Annotated in this window: 18 protein-coding genes and 2 pseudogenes; 14 read left to right on the top strand and 6 right to left on the bottom strand. The window is 43.6% G+C overall.

What is annotated here, in order from left to right:
• Positions 1–1,076: 1,076 nt before the first annotated feature.
• Positions 1,077–1,625: a DUF2808 domain-containing protein gene (locus B5D77_RS03590; protein WP_008200470.1), complete on the top strand. Its 549-nt coding sequence runs from the start codon at positions 1,077–1,079 to the stop codon at positions 1,623–1,625.
• A 232-nt stretch (positions 1,626–1,857) separates the two neighbouring features.
• Here the strand turns inward: B5D77_RS03590 and B5D77_RS03585 are convergent, their stop codons facing one another.
• Positions 1,858–2,175 (bottom strand): KGG domain-containing protein, encoded by a 318-nt coding sequence (locus B5D77_RS03585; RefSeq protein WP_008200471.1) that lies wholly within the window; start codon positions 2,173–2,175, stop codon positions 1,858–1,860.
• Positions 2,176–2,614: 439 nt separating this feature from the next.
• Positions 2,615–4,861: an IMS domain-containing protein gene (locus tag B5D77_RS03580; RefSeq protein ID WP_106908297.1), complete on the bottom strand. Its 2,247-nt coding sequence runs from the start codon at positions 4,859–4,861 to the stop codon at positions 2,615–2,617.
• 248 nt (positions 4,862–5,109) lie between these two features.
• On the opposite strand from B5D77_RS03580, the gene pdhA reads away from it, so the two are divergent.
• From pdhA to B5D77_RS03550, 6 genes and pseudogenes are all read left to right on the top strand, one after another.
• Positions 5,110–6,144 (top strand): pyruvate dehydrogenase (acetyl-transferring) E1 component subunit alpha, encoded by a 1,035-nt coding sequence (gene pdhA / locus B5D77_RS03575; RefSeq protein ID WP_008200476.1) that lies wholly within the window; start codon positions 5,110–5,112, stop codon positions 6,142–6,144.
• 430 nt (positions 6,145–6,574) lie between these two features.
• Positions 6,575–6,973, top strand: a pseudogene (locus B5D77_RS03570) (RRXRR domain-containing protein); the annotation flags it as partial.
• Positions 6,974–7,164: 191 nt separating this feature from the next.
• Positions 7,165–7,863: pseudogene (locus tag B5D77_RS03565) on the top strand (RRXRR domain-containing protein); the annotation flags it as partial.
• 171 nt (positions 7,864–8,034) lie between these two features.
• Positions 8,035–8,817, top strand: a complete 783-nt coding sequence (locus B5D77_RS03560) for a hypothetical protein (RefSeq protein ID WP_008200478.1) — start codon at positions 8,035–8,037, stop codon at positions 8,815–8,817.
• 111 nt (positions 8,818–8,928) lie between these two features.
• Complete coding sequence (locus tag B5D77_RS03555; RefSeq protein WP_008200480.1) at positions 8,929–9,867, top strand: glycosyltransferase family 2 protein; 939 nt, start codon at positions 8,929–8,931, stop codon at positions 9,865–9,867.
• Positions 9,868–9,927: 60 nt separating this feature from the next.
• The gene (locus B5D77_RS03550) at positions 9,928–11,529 is read left to right on the top strand and encodes a glycosyltransferase family 39 protein (protein WP_106908295.1); all 1,602 of its coding nucleotides are present in this window, start codon (positions 9,928–9,930) and stop codon (positions 11,527–11,529) included.
• Positions 11,530–11,543: 14 nt separating this feature from the next.
• Here the strand turns inward: B5D77_RS03550 and B5D77_RS03545 are convergent, their stop codons facing one another.
• Positions 11,544–11,885 carry a hypothetical protein gene (locus B5D77_RS03545; protein WP_008200482.1) on the bottom strand — a complete coding sequence of 114 codons (342 nt, stop codon included), beginning with the start codon at positions 11,883–11,885 and terminating at the stop codon, positions 11,544–11,546.
• A 34-nt stretch (positions 11,886–11,919) separates the two neighbouring features.
• On the opposite strand from B5D77_RS03545, the gene aat reads away from it, so the two are divergent.
• From aat to B5D77_RS03520, 5 genes are all read left to right on the top strand, one after another.
• Positions 11,920–12,501, top strand: coding sequence for a leucyl/phenylalanyl-tRNA--protein transferase (aat, locus tag B5D77_RS03540; RefSeq protein ID WP_039899873.1), 582 nt, complete (start codon positions 11,920–11,922; stop codon positions 12,499–12,501).
• 323 nt (positions 12,502–12,824) lie between these two features.
• On the top strand, positions 12,825–13,418 hold the full coding sequence (locus tag B5D77_RS03535; RefSeq protein ID WP_008204769.1) for an IS607 family transposase: 594 nt from the start codon (positions 12,825–12,827) through the stop codon (positions 13,416–13,418).
• Positions 13,390–14,628, top strand: a complete 1,239-nt coding sequence (locus B5D77_RS03530; RefSeq protein ID WP_046662537.1) for an RNA-guided endonuclease TnpB family protein — start codon at positions 13,390–13,392, stop codon at positions 14,626–14,628. The genes B5D77_RS03535 and B5D77_RS03530 overlap by 29 nt, the downstream gene beginning before the upstream one ends.
• Positions 14,629–14,821: 193 nt before the next feature.
• The gene (locus B5D77_RS03525) at positions 14,822–15,940 is read left to right on the top strand and encodes a hybrid sensor histidine kinase/response regulator (protein ID WP_106908294.1); all 1,119 of its coding nucleotides are present in this window, start codon (positions 14,822–14,824) and stop codon (positions 15,938–15,940) included.
• Positions 15,941–15,975: 35 nt separating this feature from the next.
• Positions 15,976–17,349 carry an ankyrin repeat domain-containing protein gene (locus tag B5D77_RS03520; RefSeq protein ID WP_106908293.1) on the top strand — a complete coding sequence of 458 codons (1,374 nt, stop codon included), beginning with the start codon at positions 15,976–15,978 and terminating at the stop codon, positions 17,347–17,349.
• Between the two features lie 214 nt (positions 17,350–17,563).
• Here the strand turns inward: B5D77_RS03520 and B5D77_RS03515 are convergent, their stop codons facing one another.
• From B5D77_RS03515 to B5D77_RS03505, 3 genes are all read right to left on the bottom strand, one after another.
• Positions 17,564–18,286 carry a Stp1/IreP family PP2C-type Ser/Thr phosphatase gene (locus B5D77_RS03515; protein ID WP_008200501.1) on the bottom strand — a complete coding sequence of 241 codons (723 nt, stop codon included), beginning with the start codon at positions 18,284–18,286 and terminating at the stop codon, positions 17,564–17,566.
• A gap of 44 nt (positions 18,287–18,330) precedes the next feature.
• Entirely contained in the window at positions 18,331–20,019 is a 1,689-nt protein-coding gene (locus tag B5D77_RS03510) for an AarF/ABC1/UbiB kinase family protein (RefSeq protein WP_106908292.1), read from the bottom strand.
• Positions 20,020–20,109: 90 nt separating this feature from the next.
• Positions 20,110–20,415 (bottom strand): DUF6825 family protein, encoded by a 306-nt coding sequence (locus B5D77_RS03505; RefSeq protein ID WP_106908291.1) that lies wholly within the window; start codon positions 20,413–20,415, stop codon positions 20,110–20,112.
• Between the two features lie 273 nt (positions 20,416–20,688).
• On the opposite strand from B5D77_RS03505, the gene B5D77_RS03500 reads away from it, so the two are divergent.
• Together B5D77_RS03500 and B5D77_RS03490 are read left to right on the top strand one after the other, a co-directional pair.
• Positions 20,689–21,912 (top strand): ABC transporter substrate-binding protein, encoded by a 1,224-nt coding sequence (locus tag B5D77_RS03500; protein WP_008200506.1) that lies wholly within the window; start codon positions 20,689–20,691, stop codon positions 21,910–21,912.
• A gap of 412 nt (positions 21,913–22,324) precedes the next feature.
• The gene (locus B5D77_RS03490; RefSeq protein WP_039899881.1) at positions 22,325–22,963 is read left to right on the top strand and encodes an isoprenylcysteine carboxylmethyltransferase family protein; all 639 of its coding nucleotides are present in this window, start codon (positions 22,325–22,327) and stop codon (positions 22,961–22,963) included.
• Positions 22,964–23,275 lie beyond the last annotated feature (312 nt).

Raw genomic sequence — 23,275 nt, 5'->3', positions numbered from 1 at the left:
GGGCGACTTTATAGGATGATTGAATAGAAACTTGACAAGATATTTATAGTAATGTTACATTAACCCCATCTCTATACTCACTGAAGAAATTAGTTGAATGGAAACAAATGGATTCTCCCGACTTCAAGTTTTCAACTGCCCGACTCTCTGCTTACGCTTAGAAATTAGTTGAATGGAAAGATAAGGTCGAGGGCGAACCGGTATTTAGAGGCTTTTCTCTCTACTCGCACTTAGAAATTAATTGAATGGAAACTGTACTCCTAATATGTTTGTGTTTTTTCTTAATGAACTCTCTACTCGCGCTTAGAAATTAATTGAATGGAAACATTTGTAGGGTTAATTCATGAATTAACCCTACTCTCTACTCGCAGTTAGAAATTAATTGAATGGAAACATTTGTAACAGAATCGTCTTAGACCTTACCCTATAATTTTAGTCTCTACTCGCGCTTAGAAATTAATTGAATGGAAACGACAATACTGCTGCGTTTTATTGAGTATTATTAGTTGCCTCTCTACTCGCGCTTAGAAATTAGTTGAATGGAAACAAAATCTCGACTCCCACCAGTGCGATTAAATCTTCTTTAAACTTTTTGCCGGAAACCCTAAATAAGTAGTCGTGCAAAATTAATTTCCCAGTCGAGACAGGAGACAGGAGACAGGAGACGGGATCAGATTTGAGTTTTTAGTTCACTGTTTACTGATCACAGCAAAAAGCTGACGGAGTAACTGCTGACGATTTGGATGTGTAATTAATTTTGCTTAGGTACTTATATATAGCGTTTCCTAAGCTAGTGAGGTACAGCTATTTTTCTTCCCCTTTGCCTAAAACCCAGAAATTTTGTACCTCAGCAGACTGAAAAAAGCTATAGTAAAATGCTTACTGGGCGACACTTTTAGGATTATTTGGCGGAAGAAACTATCAGACAATCGCTCGCAGCGGGTCGAGGCAGTTTACTGAAAGACACTTATCGGACTGGCAAAGGTCTAGGTAAGAAACGAGCGAGTTTTGTTACAGTTGAACTGTATTAGGCTCCTTGCGGCCGTCACCATCCCCCTCACTTTGGGTTAAAATTTATGTTAAAAGTCTTGACAAAAGTAATTAAATATGCTAAAGCACCCGCTTTGATTGCTCTATCCTTAGCGGTGGGTGCGGGGATTATTTTACCAAAAATAACTTTAGCCAATGGCAACCCCGGCCTAACAATTTTTAGCGGAGTCGATCGCAAGGATATCTTAGATTATTTCTTGCAATTCGGTGGTCGTCCCCGCCAAATGGATCGTTATAAACTCTATATCCCTGCGAAAAAACTCTCCCAAGGGGCTTCGGCTTTTTTTATTTCCTATCCCGATTATTTTAACGGCCAGTTTGACACCAATAAAATTCAGGTACGCATCAACGGTAAATCTTTGCCTTTAAAGGAAGTGGTTTGGGATAAGGATGGTCGCGTTATTCAAATTGTCCCCCAACAAGCGATCGATCCGACCAGCAAAGTTGAAATCGTCATGTCTAATGTCAGAAATCCCGAATTAGGCACTTATTACTTTACCTGTGATGTGACTGCCTCCGGCAATATTCCCGTCCGTCTCTACGTTGGTACTTGGATTGTCAGTATCGAACCCTAAGTATTTATTGGCGATAGAGAAATGGGGAAATGGGGAAATTCCACTAAGGGACTTGCGCTTTGATAATGTACCTTTTGGGCGAACGCAGTTCGCCCCTACATTGTGGACAAAATCCGTTACTGTAGGGGCGCAAAGCTTGCGCCCCCCGATCAATTGGGATATTATTCCCACGCAAGTCCCTAATATCCCAAAACCCCAACACCCTGTTAGTCCGAGAAAAAGTCAACCAAAGTCAACTATTTGCTTCCGAGTTGCTAAAATCTGAGGAATTTTCACCTACAGACTCGTTGGCTGGGGAATTTTCGCCAGAGTTTGTGTTTTTGCCACTGCCTTTGTGGGAATTTTTGCCCCCTTCCCGTCCAATAGCCGCCATGTGGGCGCGATCTCGGCTAACCGCTTCCCCGCCTTTTCGTCCCGCTTCCCGGGCTTCTTCGGAGGTAAATTCGTGGGCTGTACCTTTTTGATGAGCAGCTTTACCGCCTTTACTAGCGATTTCCCGTTGTTTAGCTTGATCCATAGAGGCAAAACCGCGTTTACTCTTACCTGTCATAATATCCCTCCTGTGTGAATGCTGATTTTAAAAGTTCTTAAAGACTTATGCGAGATTTTTAAAACATCAAAATCATGATCCTGTGGCTGGGCAAAAAATTGAGATCGCCCCGCTTTTTTCCTCTAAGAACTATGAATTCCTATCCACGATCATAACTCATTAGCTTGACTTCTAGAGAACTAATTACAGCAATCAAAGGGCGTATTTTATGTTAAAAAATATTAAGCAAATCGAGCATTTATCAGTCTAAAGATATAGAAGTTATCTTAATGGTGAGGTACAAAGTCTTGGTTTGGGGCAGTCGGAATTTAGTGATCAGTGATCAGTAATCAGGGATCAGCTTTTTTCTCCCTGCTCCCATCTCCCATCTCCCCACTTCCGAATTCATAATTCATAATTCATAATTCCGAGGTTTTTTGGGGGATTTAATCGGGAAAAATTAGGGTAAAACTTGGGTTTTTGCGATTAACCACTTATCTCCTTGCCGTACCAAATCATAGCGCACCTTCAAGGACTCATTATAGGAACGCTCGACAATTTCCTTGCCATTATAGAAATACATGGCCTTTTCGTTGACTATAGCTTCCACCGTCGCTAGATTAGGATTTTTGGCATTATTAGTAACCGATCGCACATCCACCTGATGATCGTAGCGCCAATAGTTATTTCTCTGTAGAGCCGCCGCCCGTTTTTGCCAAATTTCTAAGGCCGAACCCGTTAAAACCTCTTGCAATTGCTCTTTTTGGTGTTCACTGCCAAAAGCTGCCGATTTTGCCACTAACCAAGCTTGAATCGTCTCCTTAGCTGTTCCCTTGCCCAAGGGAGTCCCTTCGATCACTTCTGCGTTGGCTGAGGGAATTTCCAGTATGGGAGTATGCAGAGAAATCGGTAACTGTTCCCCTTGCAAGGCTGCCAAAGGGGATTGACTATCGACAATTGCCTTCACCCCCAGGGACAAAACCGCCAGCGTTCCCACTAATCCTACTGCCAATATCGCCACTCGATCGAGTCGTAGCTTTCTGCGGGCCGGTCGTCTGCGTTTCGGTGGGACTAGGGCGGTTTTTACCGTTTCTGGGGCCGCTTGCTGGGAGTTGCCCGCCGCTGGGGGGTGCGGGCGACGGGGACGACGACGGGGGGGATTAACTGCCGGTGGATGATGGGCTGCCGTCACCACCACAGTACCCTGAGTATAGGGGGTGAGAGTTTCCGGCTGAGGGTTGGCTCTCAGGGCAGATACAGCAGTGCTTGTCCGCTCACCGTTAACTCTAGCTAAAGACGGTTTTTGGGGACGAGAGTGGGAAGACGAATAAGCAGATTCCCTCATCGGTGTCGCTCCTGGCACTGGGTTTAAATGGGTGGGGGGGGTGTGGGTTTTGAGAACAGTTACTTCCGATTCTAAAGGTTCGCCAACCTTTTCCTGAACCGACACGGGAACTTTTTCGTCAGGAAAACCTGACAATTCTTCTAAATAATTTTGTACGTCTTCCTCGGCAAAATACTCTTTGAGTGAGGCTTTCTGCTCGACTAAATCACTAAAATGGCAGAAAACTTCTGTTTGTAACCAACGCTCGCCATAACGACATAATCCGGGTAAAAGATCGGGAGATTGCCCGGATTGTTCCTTAATATAATTTAATATTTCCTGCTCTTGACTTTTTTCTAAAATTGTGCTTGCCTGTTCGGTTTGACCGAGCAGCAGGGCGCAGATCGAGCGCTCAAGGGAGACATCCTGATGTTTTTGTAATTGCTGCAGGCGCTGGCTGGCCGCAACGATAGCGGCGGGTTGTTTTTGGGCGAAACCGCGGGCGATCAAGGCATAGACCAGCAGATAATTACCCACCGCCGAGGGGCGTTGGGCCTCTTTTGCCCAGATTTTCTCCTGTTCGGCCTGAGTTAAAAAAACCCGTAACTGTTGAATAAAGCGTAAAAAATTATCCACCCCCAACCCAGAGCGGTCATCGCCGGGGCCATCGATACCGCCGCGCGCGGCCAACATCTCCTCCAAGAGATTTAAGCCGCGCTGACGGGCAAGACCGGGTTTTTTTTCTTGGGATAACAATTCCAGGATCCGGTAGGGACGCAGGCGATCGCAATCATGACGAATCTCGCTGGCCACTTGCGGGAACATTTGTTCTTGTTCCAACCAGGTCAGGGCTTTGGCCGCAGTGCTGGCGGCCTGTTCATAATTTTTATCCTGCCAATATTCCCGACTCAATTCCCCGTAGGCCAAAGCCAAGGTTAAGATCATGTCTGGGCGAGTAGTTGGCTCCAAATCCAGATAAGTTTCGGCCAAACGAATCACTAACTCGTATTCTCCCAACTCTTGCAGGATGAGCAAAGCTCCCACCAGATCGGCGGGGGCAATGGTAATCTGGGGAGTGGGATATTCCGGCGAAGCCGCAGCCAGCTCCCCACCCTGAGAATCGAGGTTTTCGGCGCTGCTTTCTGGGTTGAGAAGCAAGGGATTGGGGTCGAAAAATTGGGCATCGTAATCACGACGGCGATCTGGCTCACTTAACACTTGGTAAGCTTCATCTAACAAGTGCTGACGGGCGATGATCGCTGTTTGACTGTATTCTTGACGTGGCAATTGCCGTCCCCGATCGGCGTGGGCCAAATCAATTTGCTCGGCACTCACCTGAAAAGGGATTCCCAATATCCTGTAGTAGTCAAGAGGAATTCGCACGGTTAGCTGTACCTCAACTCTGGAGAGTCCTTAGTGAATTAAGTGATGTAAGTGAGAGCGGAGCGAGTAAAATAACAAGATACCATCTTATCCTAGCCAATCTCTGACTGACTAAGGTTAGATTTGAGAGAGAAAATCCACTCGAACCCCTTGGTTTGAGCCTAAAAAATTCACTGCCAGAATTCTCGAAAAATCTACCGCTTCCTCTACCCTTGCTTTTTTGTTGTCTAAATGATACTACAGACCCTATGATTTCCGAACGTACTTTACCAACCTTTAATCCTGCTTCCATCATTATTACCAAAGCTGAAGGTCTTCGCCTATACGAAGATATGGTTTTGGGGCGGATGTTTGAAGATAAATGTGCCGAAATGTATTATCGGGGCAAAATGTTCGGTTTTGTCCACCTCTACAACGGTCAAGAAGCGATATCTAGCGGTATTATTAAGGCCTTGCGTCAGGGAGAAGATTACGTTTCTAGCACCTATCGCGATCACGTCCACGCCCTCAGTGCAGGAGTTCCCGCTAAGGAGGTAATGGCGGAGTTATTCGGCAAAGCTACCGGCTGTAGTAAAGGACGGGGCGGCTCCATGCATATGTTCTCCGCCGAACATAAGCTTTTAGGGGGTTACGCTTTTGTGGCCGAGGGGATTCCCGTCGCTACCGGGGCAGCTTTTCAAAGTAAATACCGTCGCGAGGCTATGGGGGATGCCAGTGCCGATCAGGTAACGGTCTGTTTCTTTGGCGATGGGGCGAGTAATAATGGCCAGTTTTTTGAGTGTCTGAATATGGCCGCCCTCTGGAAGTTGCCGATTATCTATGTGGTGGAAAATAATAAGTGGGCGATCGGTATGGCCCACGATCGAGCCACTTCTCAACCGGAAATCTATAAAAAAGCCAGTGTTTTTAGTATGGTCGGTGTGGAAGTGGACGGTATGGATGTGGTCGCTGTTCATGCCGCCGCCAGAGAGGCTGTAGCCCGCGCCCGCGCCGGTGAGGGGCCGACTTTGATTGAAGCCTTAACCTATCGTTTCCGGGGTCACTCTTTGGCAGATCCCGACGAGTTACGCAGTGCTGACGAGAAACAATTCTGGGGCGAAAGGGATCCGATCACGCGCTTTGCCGCCTACCTCTACGAGCGAGATCTGGCCACGAGAGAAGAATTAAAAGAAATCGAGGAGAAAATTCAAGCTGAAATCGAGGCAGCGGTTAAATTTGCCGAATCTAGCCCCGAACCCGATCCTAGTGAACTAACTCGCTTTATTTTCGCCGAAGACGAGTAATTTCAGTGATTAGTTACCAGTTATTCAGATTTGAGTAATCAGTAATCAGTGATCACTAGACCTCTTGCATAAATCCGAAAACAAACGATAGAAACAATAATGGGAGGGACTTTCAGTTAATTATTTATTAGTAGTTGATAATCTTCAAAAATGTTGCTGTACAAGGATCGACTTAAGACTTTTGCAAGAGGTCTACTGATTACTTAGGGTATTCTGTCACTAACCCCGCCCTAAAAGGGACGGGGCTTGCCTAGACCAATTTAGGCGACGCAAGTAGAGACTACCGCATCGAGACACAATCTGGCACAGACCTCCGAATGCTTCCCTAGTTCGGATTCCCTCTCAGCTTTATTGGTAAAGCGTTGTTAGACAAGACATCTTGATTGTGTTGCGGAAAGGGACATTAACTTCACTCTTAAGGATTATCTCCATGGCAAGAGTTCCTGTTATCTCAAAAGACGGAAAACCGTTGATGCCCACTAAACCCAGTCGGGCCAGGCGGTGGATTAAAGAAGGAAAAGCTATCGGTAAATTCAACGACTTAGGTATTTTCTATGTCCAGCTAACCGATGAACCTTCCGATAACAAAACCCAACCGATTGCTATTGGTATTGACCCAGGTAAATTATTCTCTGGAATTGGCGTTCAATCCTCTCTTTTTACTCTTTGGAAGGCTCACTTAGAACTTCCTTTTAAACGAGTAAAAGAGCGGATGGACAATCGGTGCTTAATGCGAAGAGGACGTAGAGGAAGACGGATTAACCGCCAACTTCCTTTTAATCTAAGAGCGCATCGACAAAAACGATTCTCAAATAGAAAACAAGGAAAATTAGCTCGGGAGCATCTCACTTACGCGATAAGTAATTATACTTAGCCTAAAAGCCACTCTTAATCGTGTCTTGGAACGAAATAGAGGCTTTTAAAGACTGCGTACATGGAGAATTAAAACAAGAATTACCCTCGAAAAGCCTATTTTTCCACTAAGTATTTATGCTCATTGCAAAGGTGAGATGCTCCCAATTAGCTCCCTCAATCAAAGCTAATCGTCAACTTGAACTTCGAGTCGTTTCCGAACTAACCAAAATCTATCCAATTACCGATATTTACTTTGAGTACATCAAAGCCGATGTTGATTTAACTTCTGGTAGAAAAGGGGCTAAGTCTGGAAAAGGTTTCTCGCCGGTTATGGTTGGACAAAAATGGGCGATTGAGCAACTGTCTCAATTGGCAACAGTCCATACTCGCTTTGGTTGGCAAACCTCTAATCTCAGAAAGTATTTGCGACTAGAAAAGTCTAAAAATAAAGCAGAACAATCACCAGAAAGTCATGCTAACGATGGAATTGCTCTTGCCTGTTTTCAGTTTTTAGATTATTGGCCATTTCACAATTCTAATGGACATGGATATGATTGGAAGGGTTATGTTAAAGTAACAAACGCTCCCTTTGCTGTCATCAAACGTCCTCCTGTTAGTCGTCGTCAACTTCACCTGATGGTTTTTTCTAAGGGTGGTAAACGACGTAAATATGGTGGCTCTACCACAAGACATGGGTTCCGTAAAGGAGATTTAGTTTCTTCTCCCAAAGGAATTGGTTATGTCAGTGGAGATACCGAAAAACAGCTATCTGTAAGCGATACCAATGGTCAACGATTGGGACAGATAGCTGTTAGCAAGATTCAGTTAATTCGTCGTTCTAACGGTTTAATTGTTTCTCACTAACTTGTATAAAGCCGCCCTCCGCTATCGCTAAAGGGCGGGGTTTCAGACCCATTTTTTCGATGAGGGGGAGAAGAAAAATCCCGCCTCGAAGATGCTTGTTGTTGAAAAAATCCGTAAAAAATAGTTACGCTCCTGTATAATACGCTAAAATCCAGAGAAATAGCTTTTGCCATGGCGACTACAGAAGCATTGAACCCCAGTCAGTTCGCATTCTTAACCAACCTCACCGCTGATCGTTCAAGTTCACCCAACCCACAAGAAGAAATGGACAAAGTTATCATTCTCGTTAATGCCGAAGCTCAAGCCAGTGGTCAGATGTCTCGGCTATCGCCCGTTACCGAAAAGATGGTGATTGCCTTAAAAAATGCGGTTCCTAAATCCCTAGCGGTGGAGGTGACGGGGACGGCTTCTTTGTGGTCAAAAATGGAGTCGGGTAAAACTGCCCAAAATAATTTAATCTGGTGTCCCTTAACAATTCAATTACCCAATTGGGTGAATTTTCCTGGTAAAAAAGTTTATCAAGCTTGTCGGGATATCGAGGAAAGACGCGCTTGGGTTGCCCATACCCTGCACTATAAAACCAGTCAGGGAGATTCTTCTTTTGGGGATCTTTGGTTGCCCATCACGGTGACATCTAAGGGTTTAGAATACGGTGAGGTGATCGGGGAGGGTATGATCCCTAACGCCTACAGTCAACCGATTAGTCTGGAAAGAGAGAGTCTTAAGTCTTTACATCGGCTGGCAGCGCAATTACTGGATAATTTACAGGCTCCTGCTTCCGTTTACTTGCTACAGTTTCGTCTGGCTCATCGAGAAGTGGTTTTTGATCGTCTCTGGCCTTTTCCTGCCGCACCTGCGATCGCTTCCCTGCGCGGTCAACAGACGGATCTTTATGCAGCCTACTGGAATTGTTTACGTCAGCAAGCAATGCTCGATCATTCTTTGGCCATTTAAAGGCACTGTCTAGCAGGAATCTATTAAGTTGACAAAAGCGATACTTTGGCAGAATATTTAGCGTAGCGGCCGCCATAAAAATCCTGCTTTCGTCGGTCTAGCCTCTCGAAAATGCCGAAATATTCGCTAATTATCCCGATTTATAACGAGGAAGAAACCATTCCAGAACTCTATCGCCGTGTCAGTGACGTCATGGATAGTTTAGATGATTCTGTGGAACTGATTCTGATTAATGATGGCAGTGGGGACCGGTCCTTAAAATTAATGCGGGAACTACAGGAAAGAGATGCTAGGGTCTGTTATATTAGCTTTGCTCGTAACTTTGGCCATCAGGCAGCAGTGACGGCAGGACTTAATTTCGCTAGGGGTCAAGTTATTGTTGTCCTCGATGCCGACTTGCAAGATCCACCGGAATTGATTCCCAAAATGATTGAGTCTTGGCAAGCAGGTTATCATGTGGTTTACGCCCAGAGAACAAAACGGAAAAAAGAAAGTTGGTTTAAACGCCTGACTGCCTACGTTTTCTATAGATTGCTGCGACAATTAGCCGACGTGGATATCCCTGCGGACACGGGGGATTTTTGTCTGATGGATCGTCAGGTAGTGGACCTATTAAATTCTATGCCAGAACGGAATCGTTATATTCGCGGTTTGCGCGCTTGGATTGGTTTCCGACAAACTGCTGTTAAATTTGAGCGGGATCCCCGGTTTGCTGGCGAAGTCAAATACACTTTTAAAAAATCCCTAGCTTTAGCGATTAATAGCTTGGTGTCTTTTTCTAAGATTCCCCTGCGTCTTTCCACTTATTTGGGCCTATTTTCTGCTTTAATTGCCCTGTTGATGGCTTTACTGGTTCTCTACTGGCGCTTACAGCAACCCGACTCTCCCGTTACCGGTTTAGCTACTATCTTGATCGCCGTGTTTTTCTTGGGTTCGGTACAATTGATCAGTATTGGCATATTAGGGGAATACATCGGTCGAATTTACGAAGAAGTTAAAGGAAGACCCGCTTATACAATCGCTGAGATCGCTGGGTTGGAAATCAATTAAACTTTTCAAACAACTATCAATTAATTCTTGTTGATTGATGACCTACGGACAAATAAACTTATGATGGATCAGAAAAAATATCTACCTACTCGATCAGCCGCTAATTTTGGAAAGTTTTTGATTATCACTATTTTAGTGATCGGTGTGGGATTACGATTTTTCAATTTAGAGCAAAAAGTCTATAGTGCCGATGAAGTTAGAAGTATCATGCGTTTTTCGGGATACACGACTCAAGATGTGCGGGAGCAGGCTTTCAACGGTGAAATTATTGACAGGAAAGACCTACAATATTTTCAACATCCTCATTCCGAACGCTCTCTATCCGATGCCTTGCGCTCTATGATGAGGAATCCAGAACATCCTCCCCTATACCATTTGTCAGCGCGCTTCTGGATGCAGTTAATCCCCATCGAAAATTCCGCCAGAACTTTCTCGATTTTCTTAAGCATCTTAGTCATTCCTTGCCTTTATTGGTTATGCCTAGAATTGTTCGATTCCTCCCTAACAGGCTGGATAGCGATCGCTTTATTCGCTGTTTCTCCCTTTCAGATGCTCGTGGCTCAAAACACTACCCAGTATAGTCTCTGGACACTGACAATTCTTTTATCGGCAATCAGTCTTTTGCGAGCAATCCGTAAAAATACGCTTAAAAGTTGGCTCTGGTATAGCCTGAGTTTAGCCTTGACTTTTTATACTCATTTATTTTCTGCTACCGTCGCCATCGCCCAAGCTTTATATGTGATTCTTCTGGAGAGATTGAAAATTACAAGAACAGTTGTTAGCTATGTATTGGCAGCTGTTGGCAGCTTAGTTTTATTTAGCCCTTGGCTATTCGTGATTTTTACTAACCTAGACAAAATTGATCGCAATAATCGGTACTATCGACAGTTTCAAACTAATATCATCGAAATATCTCAAACCTTATTCCGTCATACTGGCCATGTATTTGTGGATTTCTTTCACCGCAGAGGAAGATTAGAATCGGCTTTACATTTATTAATTTTATTATTAGCGATCTATTCTCTTTACTATCTCATCCGATACACCTCTAGGAAAGTTTGGTTATTTCTAATAACTTTGATTTTTGTTCCTGCACTGTTTCAAATTGTACCTGATTTATTAACACCATCTATCCGCTCCCTACAAGCCAGATATTATTTACCAGTTTTTCTGGGAATGCAGATGGCTATATCCTACCTGATTGCCAGTTATATCGGCTCAAAATCCCCAAAAAATTGGCTTCACTATTTAGGACAACAAATCTTACTAATTTTCCTGCTACTAGGTATAGTATCCGGTATATTTCTAGGTTTAACTTCTGATGCGGGTTTAGACGATCAAAGAGGTACAGCCAGTGGAGTTAATCTAGAAATCGCCCCTGTTTTAAACTCCATGAGCAAGCCGATAGTTATCAGCGATAATACCCCTAGTTTCTTTTTGGCATTATCCTATTTAGTTAACGATCAAGTTAAGTTTCAATTATTTCAGGATGGCGATGTGGAATCCTGGCGGCGAAAACTCAATCTCAAGGAATTAGCCCAAAACTATAGTAATATCGTCGTGGCACATCCCGAAGAAGATTTTGTTAACTTTTTAAATGAGCAGTACCCTATTCGCACAGAAAAATTAGCAGGGTCGCTAATAGAAATTAAACTCCAATAGCAAAGAAAAACTGTCTAACTTTGTCCACAACAGCGATCGATTCCTAAACTATCTAAAATTAAATCACTGACGGCGTTAGCGATGGCAAATTCACTATAAAAACTTTCGCGGAAATCAAAAGCTTGCATCTCGGTAATGATCGCAATCACCAAGTTACCGAGATCGTTTTCTCCTTCCAAACGCTGACGCAGAAAAATTTGACTAGCGCGTTCAGCGATAGTTTCATTAATAGCTTCGGGAATAAATTCTGCATCTAACCAACGATGCAAAGCCGTGCGCAGCCAAGTTTGTTCCTGTTGGGGATTTTCGATCGGTGGTAGAGTAATAGGCGGAATTGCTGGGGGATAATCGGGCATAATTAGAGAATGATCAGGCTACGAGACTGAGTTCTTGGGGGGATTCGTGGATACCGCCTCTATTATACAAGGATACGCACGCGGTTACTTTCTCATGGCCGATGAGGGGGGGCGATTGGATTGGTATTCTAGTATAAATCGCGCTCTTATCCCTCTCAATCAGCGTTTTAGGTATCCCAAGTCCCTAAAACGAGTTTTGAATCAAAATCGCTTTAGCGTGGCTATTAACCGCGATTTTGCTGGGGTTTGTGCCGGTTGTGCCGATCGCTCGCTGACTTGGATTTCCCCGGAGTTAATGCAAATCTATCAGCAATTACACCAAGCCGGTTGGGCCTACAGTTTCGAGACTTGGCAAGGGGATCAATTAGCGGGGGGGATTTTAGGTTTAGCAATTCGCGGGGTTTTTATCGGGGAATCGATGTTTTATAAAATTCCCGATGGTTCTAAGGTAGCCATGGTCAAGTTAGTTGAACACCTCAGAGAACGGGATTTCTGTCTATTTGATGCCCAAATGCAAAATCCCCATCTGGCTAGATTTGGGGCCTATACTATCTCCGAAAAGGAATATCATCACCGACTGGAAAGCGCTCTGCTCAAGCATTGCCGTTTTGTTTAAGTATTGTTTCCGATGATAGCAGTCATCTTATAGTATAGTTATACCAAATTTCTCAATCCATGACAGACACCCACGCTCGAATGCTTGCCAAGCCTGCATTCGTTGTGACGCAAATAAACCTCTTGCAAAAGTCAAAAAGTAATCAATCCTGATGCTGAAAGCATCTATTCTTGTTTCTGTTGCCTGTTGCCTTTTGCCTGTTGCCTGACTTCTGCAAGAAGTCTAATAAAGAAAAATGGTATTGTAAAGTTTTGTAAAAAATATATGCAAATGACTGCAAACAACTGCTAATATGGTTAGTGCAAGTTTACATTGCAGTTCACATGAAACTATCAGATTATGCTAAGAAAAAAGGGATCAGTTATGACACTGCTTGGAGAATGTGGAATCGAGGGCAGTTACAAGGAGAACGTCTTCCTACAGGAACAATTATTATTTTTGAAGATGACCGTTCTTGCGGTGAAAATAAAGTAGCTATTTATGCGCGAGTTTCTAGTTCAGAAAATCAATCTAACTTAGAGACTCAGGCAAAAAGATTGGAAGCTTATTGTATTGCGAAAGGCTATCAAATTGTTCGAGTAGTTAAAGAAGTAGGAAGTGGAGTCAATGATCATCGAAAGCTATTATTAAAACTTCTAGAACAAACTGATTATAATTTGATTGTCGTAGAACATAAAGATCGTTTAAGCAGAGTAGGGTTTAATTATCTGAAAGTTCTTTTAACTCAAACAAATAGAGATCTAGAGGTCGTTAATCTAGCAGAAGAAAGAAAAGACGATTTAATGGAAGACTTCGTGAGCATAATTACCTCATTTTGCGCTCGATTATACTCATTAAGACGACGAAATAGAAAGACAGAATGTTTAATTAAATGCCTTGAGGAGAATGATGAAATTAGTTCAAAAACATCTAATTAAATTTAATCACAAAAATTATTCAGTAATTGATAAATTAGGATTTTTATCGAAGAATCTGTATAATTGTGCTGTTTATTTAAACCGTCAAGTTTTCTTTTCACATCAACCATTTTTAACAATGACTGAGTTACATCATGCCTTAAAAATGAGTCCAGATTATCAAGCCTTACCCGCCAAAGTAAGTCAGTTAGTATTAAAGCAAGTAGAAAAAACCTTTAAATCCTACCAAAAAGCGAAAGAACAATACAAAAAATCACCAGATAAATTTACAGGAGAGCCTAAGTTGCCAAGATACAAAGACAAGGAAAAAGGTAGAAACGTTTTAACTTATAACTATCAAGCCATTTCTAAAAAAGCGTTGAAGCAAGGTTTAATCAAGCTATCAGGGACTAATTTAGAATTTAAAACTAATTTAAAGGAAGTTTTAGAGGTCAGGATTATTCCTAAATTGGGTGCTTATTGTTTAGAGATTGTCTATGAACAACCATCCTCATCAAGTCAAGAGGGAGAAAGATATGCTTTTATCGATTTAGGCTTAAATAACCTAGCTGCTGTTACCTCTAATATTCCCGAATTTCAGCCAACTTTAGTATGTGGAAAAGCCTTAAAATCCTGCAATCAAAAGTACAACAAGACACTAGCTAAACTCAAATCGGAATTACCCAGTCTACAGAAGACCAGTAAAAGAATACAAGGTTTAACTTTAAAGCGTAATTGCCAGGTGGATTATTACCTCCACACCGCTAGTAAATATATTATTGATAAATTACTAGCTCATCAAATTAACCTTTTAGTTATTGGTCATAATCAAGGCTGGAAACAAAACATTAATATTGGAGATAGAAATAACCAGTCATTCGTAAATATTCCTCATTCAAGGTTGATCGAACAACTTACCTATAAAGCAAATTTAGTAGGAATAGAGGTCAAAACAACTAATGAAAGCTATACCTCTAAATGTAGTTTCTTAGACTTAGAGTCTATTCAAAAGCAAAAAAGCTATTTAGGCAAGAGAATTAAAAGAGGACTATTCAGAAGCTCGTCGGGTTATTTCTATGGAGCAGATATTAATGGTTCCTTAAATATTGGAAGAAAGGTAGTCGGAGAGGCCGCCTTTAGCGGGAATCCGATAGAGAGGTTCGTAGTTAACCCAGTACGGGTCAAAGCGTACAAAGCTAATTCTAGATGCAATATTTGCGTACAGAATTAGTAACTATTAGGTATAGAGTTTTCCTTTTGGGGACCCGGTTCTCAAGATTCAGCAATAGCAAATTAGGTTATACTTCATCTTTAAGAAAAAAGCTGTAAGAATCGACCTCGAAAATGTCTTGACCATCGAACCCGATTCGAGGTATTCTATCAGGGTAGATCAGACAGTAATAAAATTCAGATTTAAATTGGCAATGTTAAACCAGTTAAGAATTCTAATTGTTGATGATAATGAAGTAGATCGGATCGCCGTGCGCCGATTCTTAAGAACATCGGAGATGGCGATAGAAATAACAGAAGCCGCTGACTATCAAGAGGCTAAAGAACAGATGTCCAATAATCTTTTCGACTGTATGTTTATCGATTATCTTCTACCCGATCGAGATGGTTTAACTTTGGTGCGGGAAATTCGGCAGCAGGGAGTTAAAATCCCCCTAATTGTCTTAACCGGTCACGGAGACGAAGGAATTGCCGTAGATATGATGAAAGCCGGTGCTTCCGATTATCTGAGTAAATTTCGTCTTTCTGCCTCGCGCTTAAATCAAGCGATGCGAAACGCCCTACGCATCTATGAAGCGGAACAAGAAGTGGCGATTGCCAAACAAGAAAAAGAGCAATTGGCTAGACAAAAAGAAGATTTTGTTTCGAGGATGACCCACGATTTGCGAACTCCCTTAGTCTCTGCCAATCATATATTAGAACTATTTCAAGAAGGTTTATACGGTGAGATTACTCCCGAAATGAGTCGAGTCATTCATGTGATTATTCGCAGTAATACAAATCTCTTGGAAATGGTTAATAATCTTTTGGAAGTTTATTGTTATGAAAACGGCGAAAAGACACTTAATTTTACTAAATTAAAGATTATCGATATTCTCGAAGAAGTCTGTCAGCAGTTAACTCCCCTTGCCCGAGAAAAAGGACTCGAATTAAGCTTAAATGCCGAAAATGCCGGGGAAATTTTCCTAACTGGCGATCGCTTGGAACTGCGGCGCGTTTTTACCAATCTCATCGGCAATGCGATTAAATTTACCCAAAAGGGTGATGTGAAAATTCATCTCATCCCAGCTACAGAGGAAGATACTTTTGTCACCATTGTCGTCGAGGATACTGGTATAGGCATTTCAGCAGAAGAACTACCCCGGATTTTCGAGCGCCTGTACTCCAGTTCCCCAGACAGTTCCAACAATGGGTTAGGACTTTATCTCTCCCGTCGCATTATCGATGCTCATGGGGGAACTATTGCCGTCACCTCAGAATTAGAACGGGGTAGTAGCTTTTCTGTCCGTTTGCCCGCCTATAACGATCAATAATAGAAAAAATACTTTCTGCCGAGCGGTCACTGTTAATGGCTTCTAATTGGGATATCTTGTTAATGCAAGCGGCGCGTCAGGGTAATCTCGCGCGGGTTCAAGCTTTACTGAGTCAGGGGGCAAATGTCAACGCCACCGATAGCCAAAATACTACGGCTTTAATCTATGCCGTGCAGGGGGGTCATGGGGAAATTGTGGCGATTTTGCGAGAATTTGGGGCTGATATCAACAAAAGTAAACAACCCCAAGGTTTAAGCCCTCTCATGTTAGCGGCTGCCCTCAATCACGGTGAAATCCTCGCTCAATTAATCGCCGTCGGCGCTAATGTCAATCAGGTCAATCAAGATGGTACGCCAGCACTAATGATTGCTGCTTATAAGGGTCATACAGCGATCGCAGAACAGTTATTAACCGCCGGCGCTCGGGTCAATATGCGCGATCGGGATGGAGATACGGCTTTATCTGTAGCGATCAAACAAAATTACGCCGCCATCGTCCGTTTACTGCTAGATCGTGGTGTAGATGAAGAAATCCGTCAAGAAGCTTGGTTAGAGGCTCTCGTCGCTAATCGCCAGGAAATCCTCGAATTATTTATTAGCCGTGGTCTGCCCCTCGATTTTCCCACTTTATCTGGGGAAACTCCCCTAATTTTGGCTGTAGAGAGGGGAAATCTCGGCAGCGTACAAACTTTACTGCAAGCGGGAGCAAATCCGAATATCAGCACGGAGGAGGGAGAAACTGTCCTGATGATCGCCGCTGCTGAGGGATATTTCCATATTGTCCGACTTTTACTCGCTCAGGGGGCCAGTGTTGACGATCAAAATCAGGCGGGAGAAACGGCCCTGCATTTAGCGACCATCGAAGGACATTTAGAGATCGTCCAGGCCTTACTACAAGCAGGCGCTTTTGTCAATCACTGTAACCATTTTGGTGATACACCCCTGATCATCGCCACCGTGCAGGGATACGAAGCGCTCGTTTTAGAATTGTTAAAACAGGGCGCGGATCCTAACCTAACTCAGCAGGGAGAAACACCGTTAACTTTAGCTCTACAGCGCCAATTTACGAAAATCTGCCGTTATCTCCTCGACTACGGGGCCAATCCCAACACCGTTTATCCCGATGGCAAAACCGTCCTCATGAAAGCTTGTGAGGGCAATAATAGTCAATTGGTGCGCAGGCTAATCGATATCGGTGCCGATGTCAATCAACTCGATTTTAGCGGCGCTTCCGCTTTAATGTGGGCGAGTTATCACGGTTGTCTCGACACGGTTAAAGTCTTGTTAGACGGGGGAAAGGTGAACTTAAATCAGAAAAATCAAGGGGGAATGACCGCTTTAATGTTAGCTAAATTTAATCACCATCAGGCGATCGTTTCTTTATTACAACAAGCGGGAGCGATCGAGTAATACTAAATCCGTTGAGTAACGCACAGAAAACGGGTTTCTCGGAGAAACCCGTTTTCTCGGCAGGAGATAGGGTTTTAGGGTTTTAGGGTTTTAGGGTTTTAGTTGAAATTCCCCCACTTCCCCACTTCATAATTCATAATTCATAATTCATAATTCCCATCTCCCCACTTCCCCACTTCCCCGCGAGAAACTTTTTGCCGCAAACCCTAGATAGTCAACAGCTGACCATGACCACGGTGATATTATCGGAACCGCCGGCTTTTTTGGCCGCTGCCACTAAATTCTCGACAATTTCCTGACAATCGGCACCGGTTTGCAAATAATCGCTAATTTCCCGGTCGGACAGTTCTTCCGTCAAACCATCACTACAGAGAATTAAACTATCGCCGGATTGCACATCGAGGGGAGATACCGTCACTGGGGGCAAATCGCGACGACCGAGACATTGGAATAAAATGTGTCGCCAAGGGTGGTTTTTTGCTTCTTCTTGGGACAGATCGCCCATTTTTACCGCCCTAGCTATCCAAGTATGATCCTCCGTCACCTGTTCTAATTTTTGCTCACGAAAGCGATAGAGACGGGAATCACCAATATGGGTGTACCAAGAGCCATCATCTCGGAAGATAGCCATGACTAGGGTTGTCCCCATGTCCTGTCTTTCGGGATTTTTCAGTTGGTCTTCGATAATCTTCTCGTTAGCGGCAGTAATTGCCTCCTGGAGCAATTCCCCAGCAGTCAGGGACGAATTCCAGTGTTCTTCTAGATGAGCTTGGATAGTTGTAGTGGCGATTTGACTAGCTTCCTGGCCTCCCGCATGACCCCCCATACCATCGGCAACGATAAAAAAGCGCCGCTCGGGGTCGATATAATAACTATCCTGATTAGCCGATCGCACTACACCAGGATCGGTTATTCCTCCAAAAGAAAGATTGTTCATGGAAATTTCTGCTTTTAACACAATATTTATTATCCCGTGATCGATTACATCATGCGATCCTGACGTTCAATTTTTCGCCAAAGTCTTACAAGAGCTATCCCCGGCAGCAGCGAAATCGCCATCGGCACTAAAGTTAACCAACCAAAACCACTGACCAATAGAAGCGTCGCTGAGATAAGTAAAGCACTGATCAGTAAAGTGTAGTTAGTTCCCATTTGAATCATACCCAATCGTCGCAAAAGTCGATCGGATTCGCTGGAACGCACCCGGACTCGGATATCACCCCGTTCTAATTTTTCGATCGTATCATCGATGCGTCGGGGTAAACTCAGGGCGGTGCTGCTCACTTGGGCCGCTTGCCGTCCTAACTCATCGAGGATATTACTGCCATTATTTCCTGTCATATCATTTACTAATTGCAGGGCAAAAGGTTGGGCCACTTCCATAAAGTTAAATTCGGGATCGAGTCCTTTGCCTACCCCTTCCAGGGTAGAAAATGCCCGCATGACGAAGGTAAAGGTAGCGGGAAAGCGAAAAGGTTGATCGTAGGCGATTTCATAGAGATCATCGCTGATAGAGGCTACGGATTGCTCCTCAAAGGGTTTATCCATGAAGTTATCGAGCATATACTGGATCGATCGCCGCACTGCTCCCATATCACCATTGGCAGTTAATGCTCCTAGATCCACTAGAGAAGTGACCACGCGATCGGCATCTTTTTGGGCAATTCCAAAGAGAGTCTGCATTAATTTTTCGCGCACGTTGGTTTTAATTTGTCCCATCATGCCGAAATCGTAGAAAATTAAGGAGCCATCACTATCAACGGCGATATTGCCGGGGTGAGGATCCGCGTGAAAAAAGCCGTTGTTGAGTAGTTGAATTAGATAGGCTTTTGCCCCTAGTTTAGCCAACAATTTGCGATCGAGTCCGGCCGCTTCTAGGGCCTCATAATGACTGATTTTGATGCCGGGGAGATATTCTAGGGTTAAAACCTGGGGAGAGGTGTAGCGCCAATAGACTTTTGGTACTTTCACCCAATCTTCCCCGCGAAAATTACGGCGAAAAGTGTCAGCGTTACGACCTTCGTTAAGATAATCGGTTTCTTCCCAGAGAATTTTACAGCATTCTTCATAAATACCCGTCCAATCGCGACCTTTACCCCATTTGGGGTGATTTTGGAAGTATTGGGCGATTTTTTTCAGGATAGCCAGATCGATACTAAATAATTTTTTTAATCCGGGCCGTTGGACTTTGACCACCACATCTTCCCCGGTCTTCAGTTGGGCCCGGTGAACTTGCCCTAAACTAGCGGCTGCCAGGGGAATAGGATCGAAGCTTTTAAAGAGTTGATTGAGGGGTTTACCGAAGGATACCTCGATAATTTTGCTGGCCTGTTCGTAGGTAAATGCGGGAACCTGATCCTGTAGTTTCGAGAGTTCTTCCACATATTCGAGGGGAAAAAGATCAGCCCGGGTGGAGAACAGTTGGCCGACTTTAATAAAAGTCGGTCCCAATTCTAGCATGGTTTCCCGAATCCAAGCGGCTTGTTTTCTGCGTCTGCCGGCGAGTTTTTCTTGGCTATAGCCGCCGTTATAGCTCCATTTTTTACCGTTGAGCCAGAATTGATAAAGTACAGTCAGAACGAATCGCCAAATATCTAGACGACGACGATTGATCGAATAGTTTTCTCGATTCCAACGATAGCTATTTTTGGCGACTTCGAGGGCCGGCATTGCTGGGTTTAACTCTGGGGTAACGGGGACGGGTAGAAGGGCTGACACGCAATTTTTGGGGCTTTAAAGCGACTAAAAGAGGGTTTTGGGTTAATTACGGTAGTTTTTTAGTTCCGAGCGCAATTGGGCGATTTCGGCCCGCATTTCGTCGATGTTTTCCTGCACATCGGCACTGGAGGAACCACCGGACTCTGTATCAGTATATACTCCCTTTTCCACGGCTCGCTCGGCTCTCATTTGCACTTCTTCGACGAATTGCCGCAGGTTTTCCCGTTGTTCGGCATCAAATTTGCCTAATTCGCTTAAAGCGTTGGTCAACGCGTCTTCTAGCTGTTCACTGACCACTTCAGCGATCGCTCGTCCGAGGAAAAAGGCGTGAATAACGGGGTTAGTCATAATCTTAAATGGATGTTTTCGCTTGCTGGGTTTTGTGAACGGGAAGGGCAGTATCTAAATTCCCTAACTACTAGGTTAGGCGACAGAACCAGAAAAGGCAAATCGTTTTTCTGAAAACGGGGGTTAGACGGGGGGTTAATCGACAAAATTAAGGGAAAGAAAAGGCGCTAAGGCGGTAAAGTCTGGTTCGATCTCGTCGGGAATTATCGCTGAAATCAACCCGATTAGCGAAATAATAGTGTCATCAACAATATCGGTCTCAGGAGAGTTAAGATGCTCAGAAAACGTTTATTAATCCCCTTAATACTATCCCTAGTCACTTTTGGCCTAGTGGTGGCCTGTAATTCCGGCACTCCCACCAGTCAAACTAACCCCAGTCCCGCCGAAAAGGCCGCCACTGCTGCTATTCCCATCGGTGCAGCTTTGGCTCAAACCAGCAATGTCGCCCTATTGGGACAGGAACAGGTGATCGGTGTCAAGATAGCTGAAACATATTTTAATAAAAAGGGCGGGGTCAATGGAACACCGATTAAAGTTATTATCCAGGATGTGGCCGGGGATGAACAGGGGGCGATCAACGCCATTAATACCCTGATCACCCAAGATAAGGTGGTGGCTATTCTTGGTCCGTCCCTGTCCCAACAAGCTTTTGCCGCTAGTCCGATCGCCGATCGAGCTAAAGTTCCCATTCTCGGTCCGTCTAATACCGCTAAAGGTATCCCCCAGATCGGCGAATATGTGGGTAGGGTGTCTGCTCCTGTGGCTGTGGTTGCTCCCAATGCGATTAAAACCGCTTTAAAAATCGATCCCAAGATTAAAAAAGTGGCTGTCTTTTTTGCCCAAAATGATGCTTTTAGTAAATCGGAAACGGAAACTTTTCAAGAAACCCTGAAAAGTTTAAATCTTGATATTGTCACCGTGCAGAAATTCCAAACCACCGATACAGATTTTCAAAACCAAGCCACCGCCGCTATCAATATTAAACCAGATTTAGTGATTATTTCTGGTTTGGTTGCCGACGGGGGCAATTTGGTCAAACAGTTGCGGCAATTAGGCTATCAGGGTTTAATTATTGGTGGCAACGGTTTAAATACTTCTAATATTTTCCCAGTTTGTCAAGCTCAATGTGATGGTATTCTCATCGCTCAAGCTTATAACCCAGAATTAGATCTTCCCATTAATCGGGATTTTGTCGCCGCTTATACAGCAGAAAATAAAAAAGCACCGCCCCAATTTACCGCTCAAGCTTTTACGGGAATTCAAGTTTTTGTCGAGGCCTTAAAACGGGTAGATGATAAAAATAAACTCAGTACACTTTCCCTCGAACAAATTCGCCAACAATTAAATCAGGAAATTTTAGCGGGTAAGTATGTGACTGTCCTGGGAAATATTGCTTTTACTCCTGAAGGAGAAATCATTCAGGATAAATTCTCCGTGGCACACATTAAAATGGATGCCGATGGTAAAAATGGTAAATTTACTTTTGTGGAAAATTAATCAGTAAGGGGTTCTTTTCGTTTCTACCTCGTTGCAAGGGTCTCCCTTGCAACGCACTTCCAACAGTATTCGATGGTGGTGTTAGACTAAATCCTGTTTAAAAGGCATAGGAGAGTGGGGTCTAGGGTGTGGGGAGAAGGGAGAAACAATTCATAACTTGAGAGTTAATCACACTATGTTAACCTGACAGACCAGATCAGAAGCTGGTGCTGATGATCTAGGATTATTTGCCGATTAATGACTCTTTGGGGAAATTAGAGGAGAATACCGGGCCAGCAATTATGGATTTTAACAACTGTCCCCGACCTTTATTTTTTATTCTCAAGCGATGTCAAAGACCGGATGGAAACGTTAGTAGTTATAATTGTTTAGCAGTGGCTCGATCGGATTGATTTCTACTTTGAAGAAAATAATGAAGATAAAACACGCGATTAATTGGCATAAATTCCTGACTTTTCTAATTATATTGGGCCTAATGGCTTTTTATAATAATTTTACCCTGCTTGCTTGGATATACCTTGCTCTGCACGGAACTTACGGTCTGATGTGGTTGATCAAGGATAGATTATATCCGGATCAACAGTGGGAAAAAGAAATATCGGTGGCTATGGGAATATTTACTTTTATCGTTCTCGGTTTATATTGGGCAGCCCCTTTTATTATTGTTAGTGGGAAGGTCACGGCTGCCGCCCCTTTAATATCCGCAGCCATAGCGATCAATATCATGGGGGTATTTCTCCATTACGGTAGCGATGCCCAAAAGTATTTTACCCTTAAATATAGGCAAGGATTGATCACCGAAGGTTTCTTTAGTCGTTGTCGTAATCCCAACTATTTAGGAGAGATTTTAATTTATCTCAGTTTTGCCCTGTTAGCCCAACATTGGCTCCCTTTTCTGATTTTGGGGGGATTCATCGCCGGGGTCTTCATTCCCAATATGCTTAAAAAAGACCGCTCCCTCTCCCGCTATCCTGAATTTGACGCTTACAAAGCGAAGTCTGGATTGCTATTACCCAAGCTATTAATAAACCCTAGGCGGGATGCTCACTAATCCCCTTAGATGTAAGCAAAGTTAAGGTCTTTCTCTTAAACCGCAGAGTGCGCTATTAAGTTTCATTTAGGGGGTATTAGACCGATGGAAGTGGAATAGTAGCATAGGGAAAGGTGCTAAACCGCAGGGAGCGGTTTAATTAATAATTTAGGATCTTCCCGCTTTGTATATGAGAACAAATACTCATTCACCCATTGCCATTAACGGCTATCAGTATCCGAGATGTTATATAACTCGTGGTCGGAACTGCTCTCCAAGGCTTTCAGTCCTTCCACACTGGCACTTTCTTAGGACGGTGGCAGTAATACAATC

The sequence above is a fragment of the Microcystis sp. MC19 genome, assembly GCF_003019735.1.
GTDB lineage: Bacteria > Cyanobacteriota > Cyanobacteriia > Cyanobacteriales > Microcystaceae > Microcystis.
This window is presented reverse-complemented; position numbering and strand designations above follow the sequence as displayed.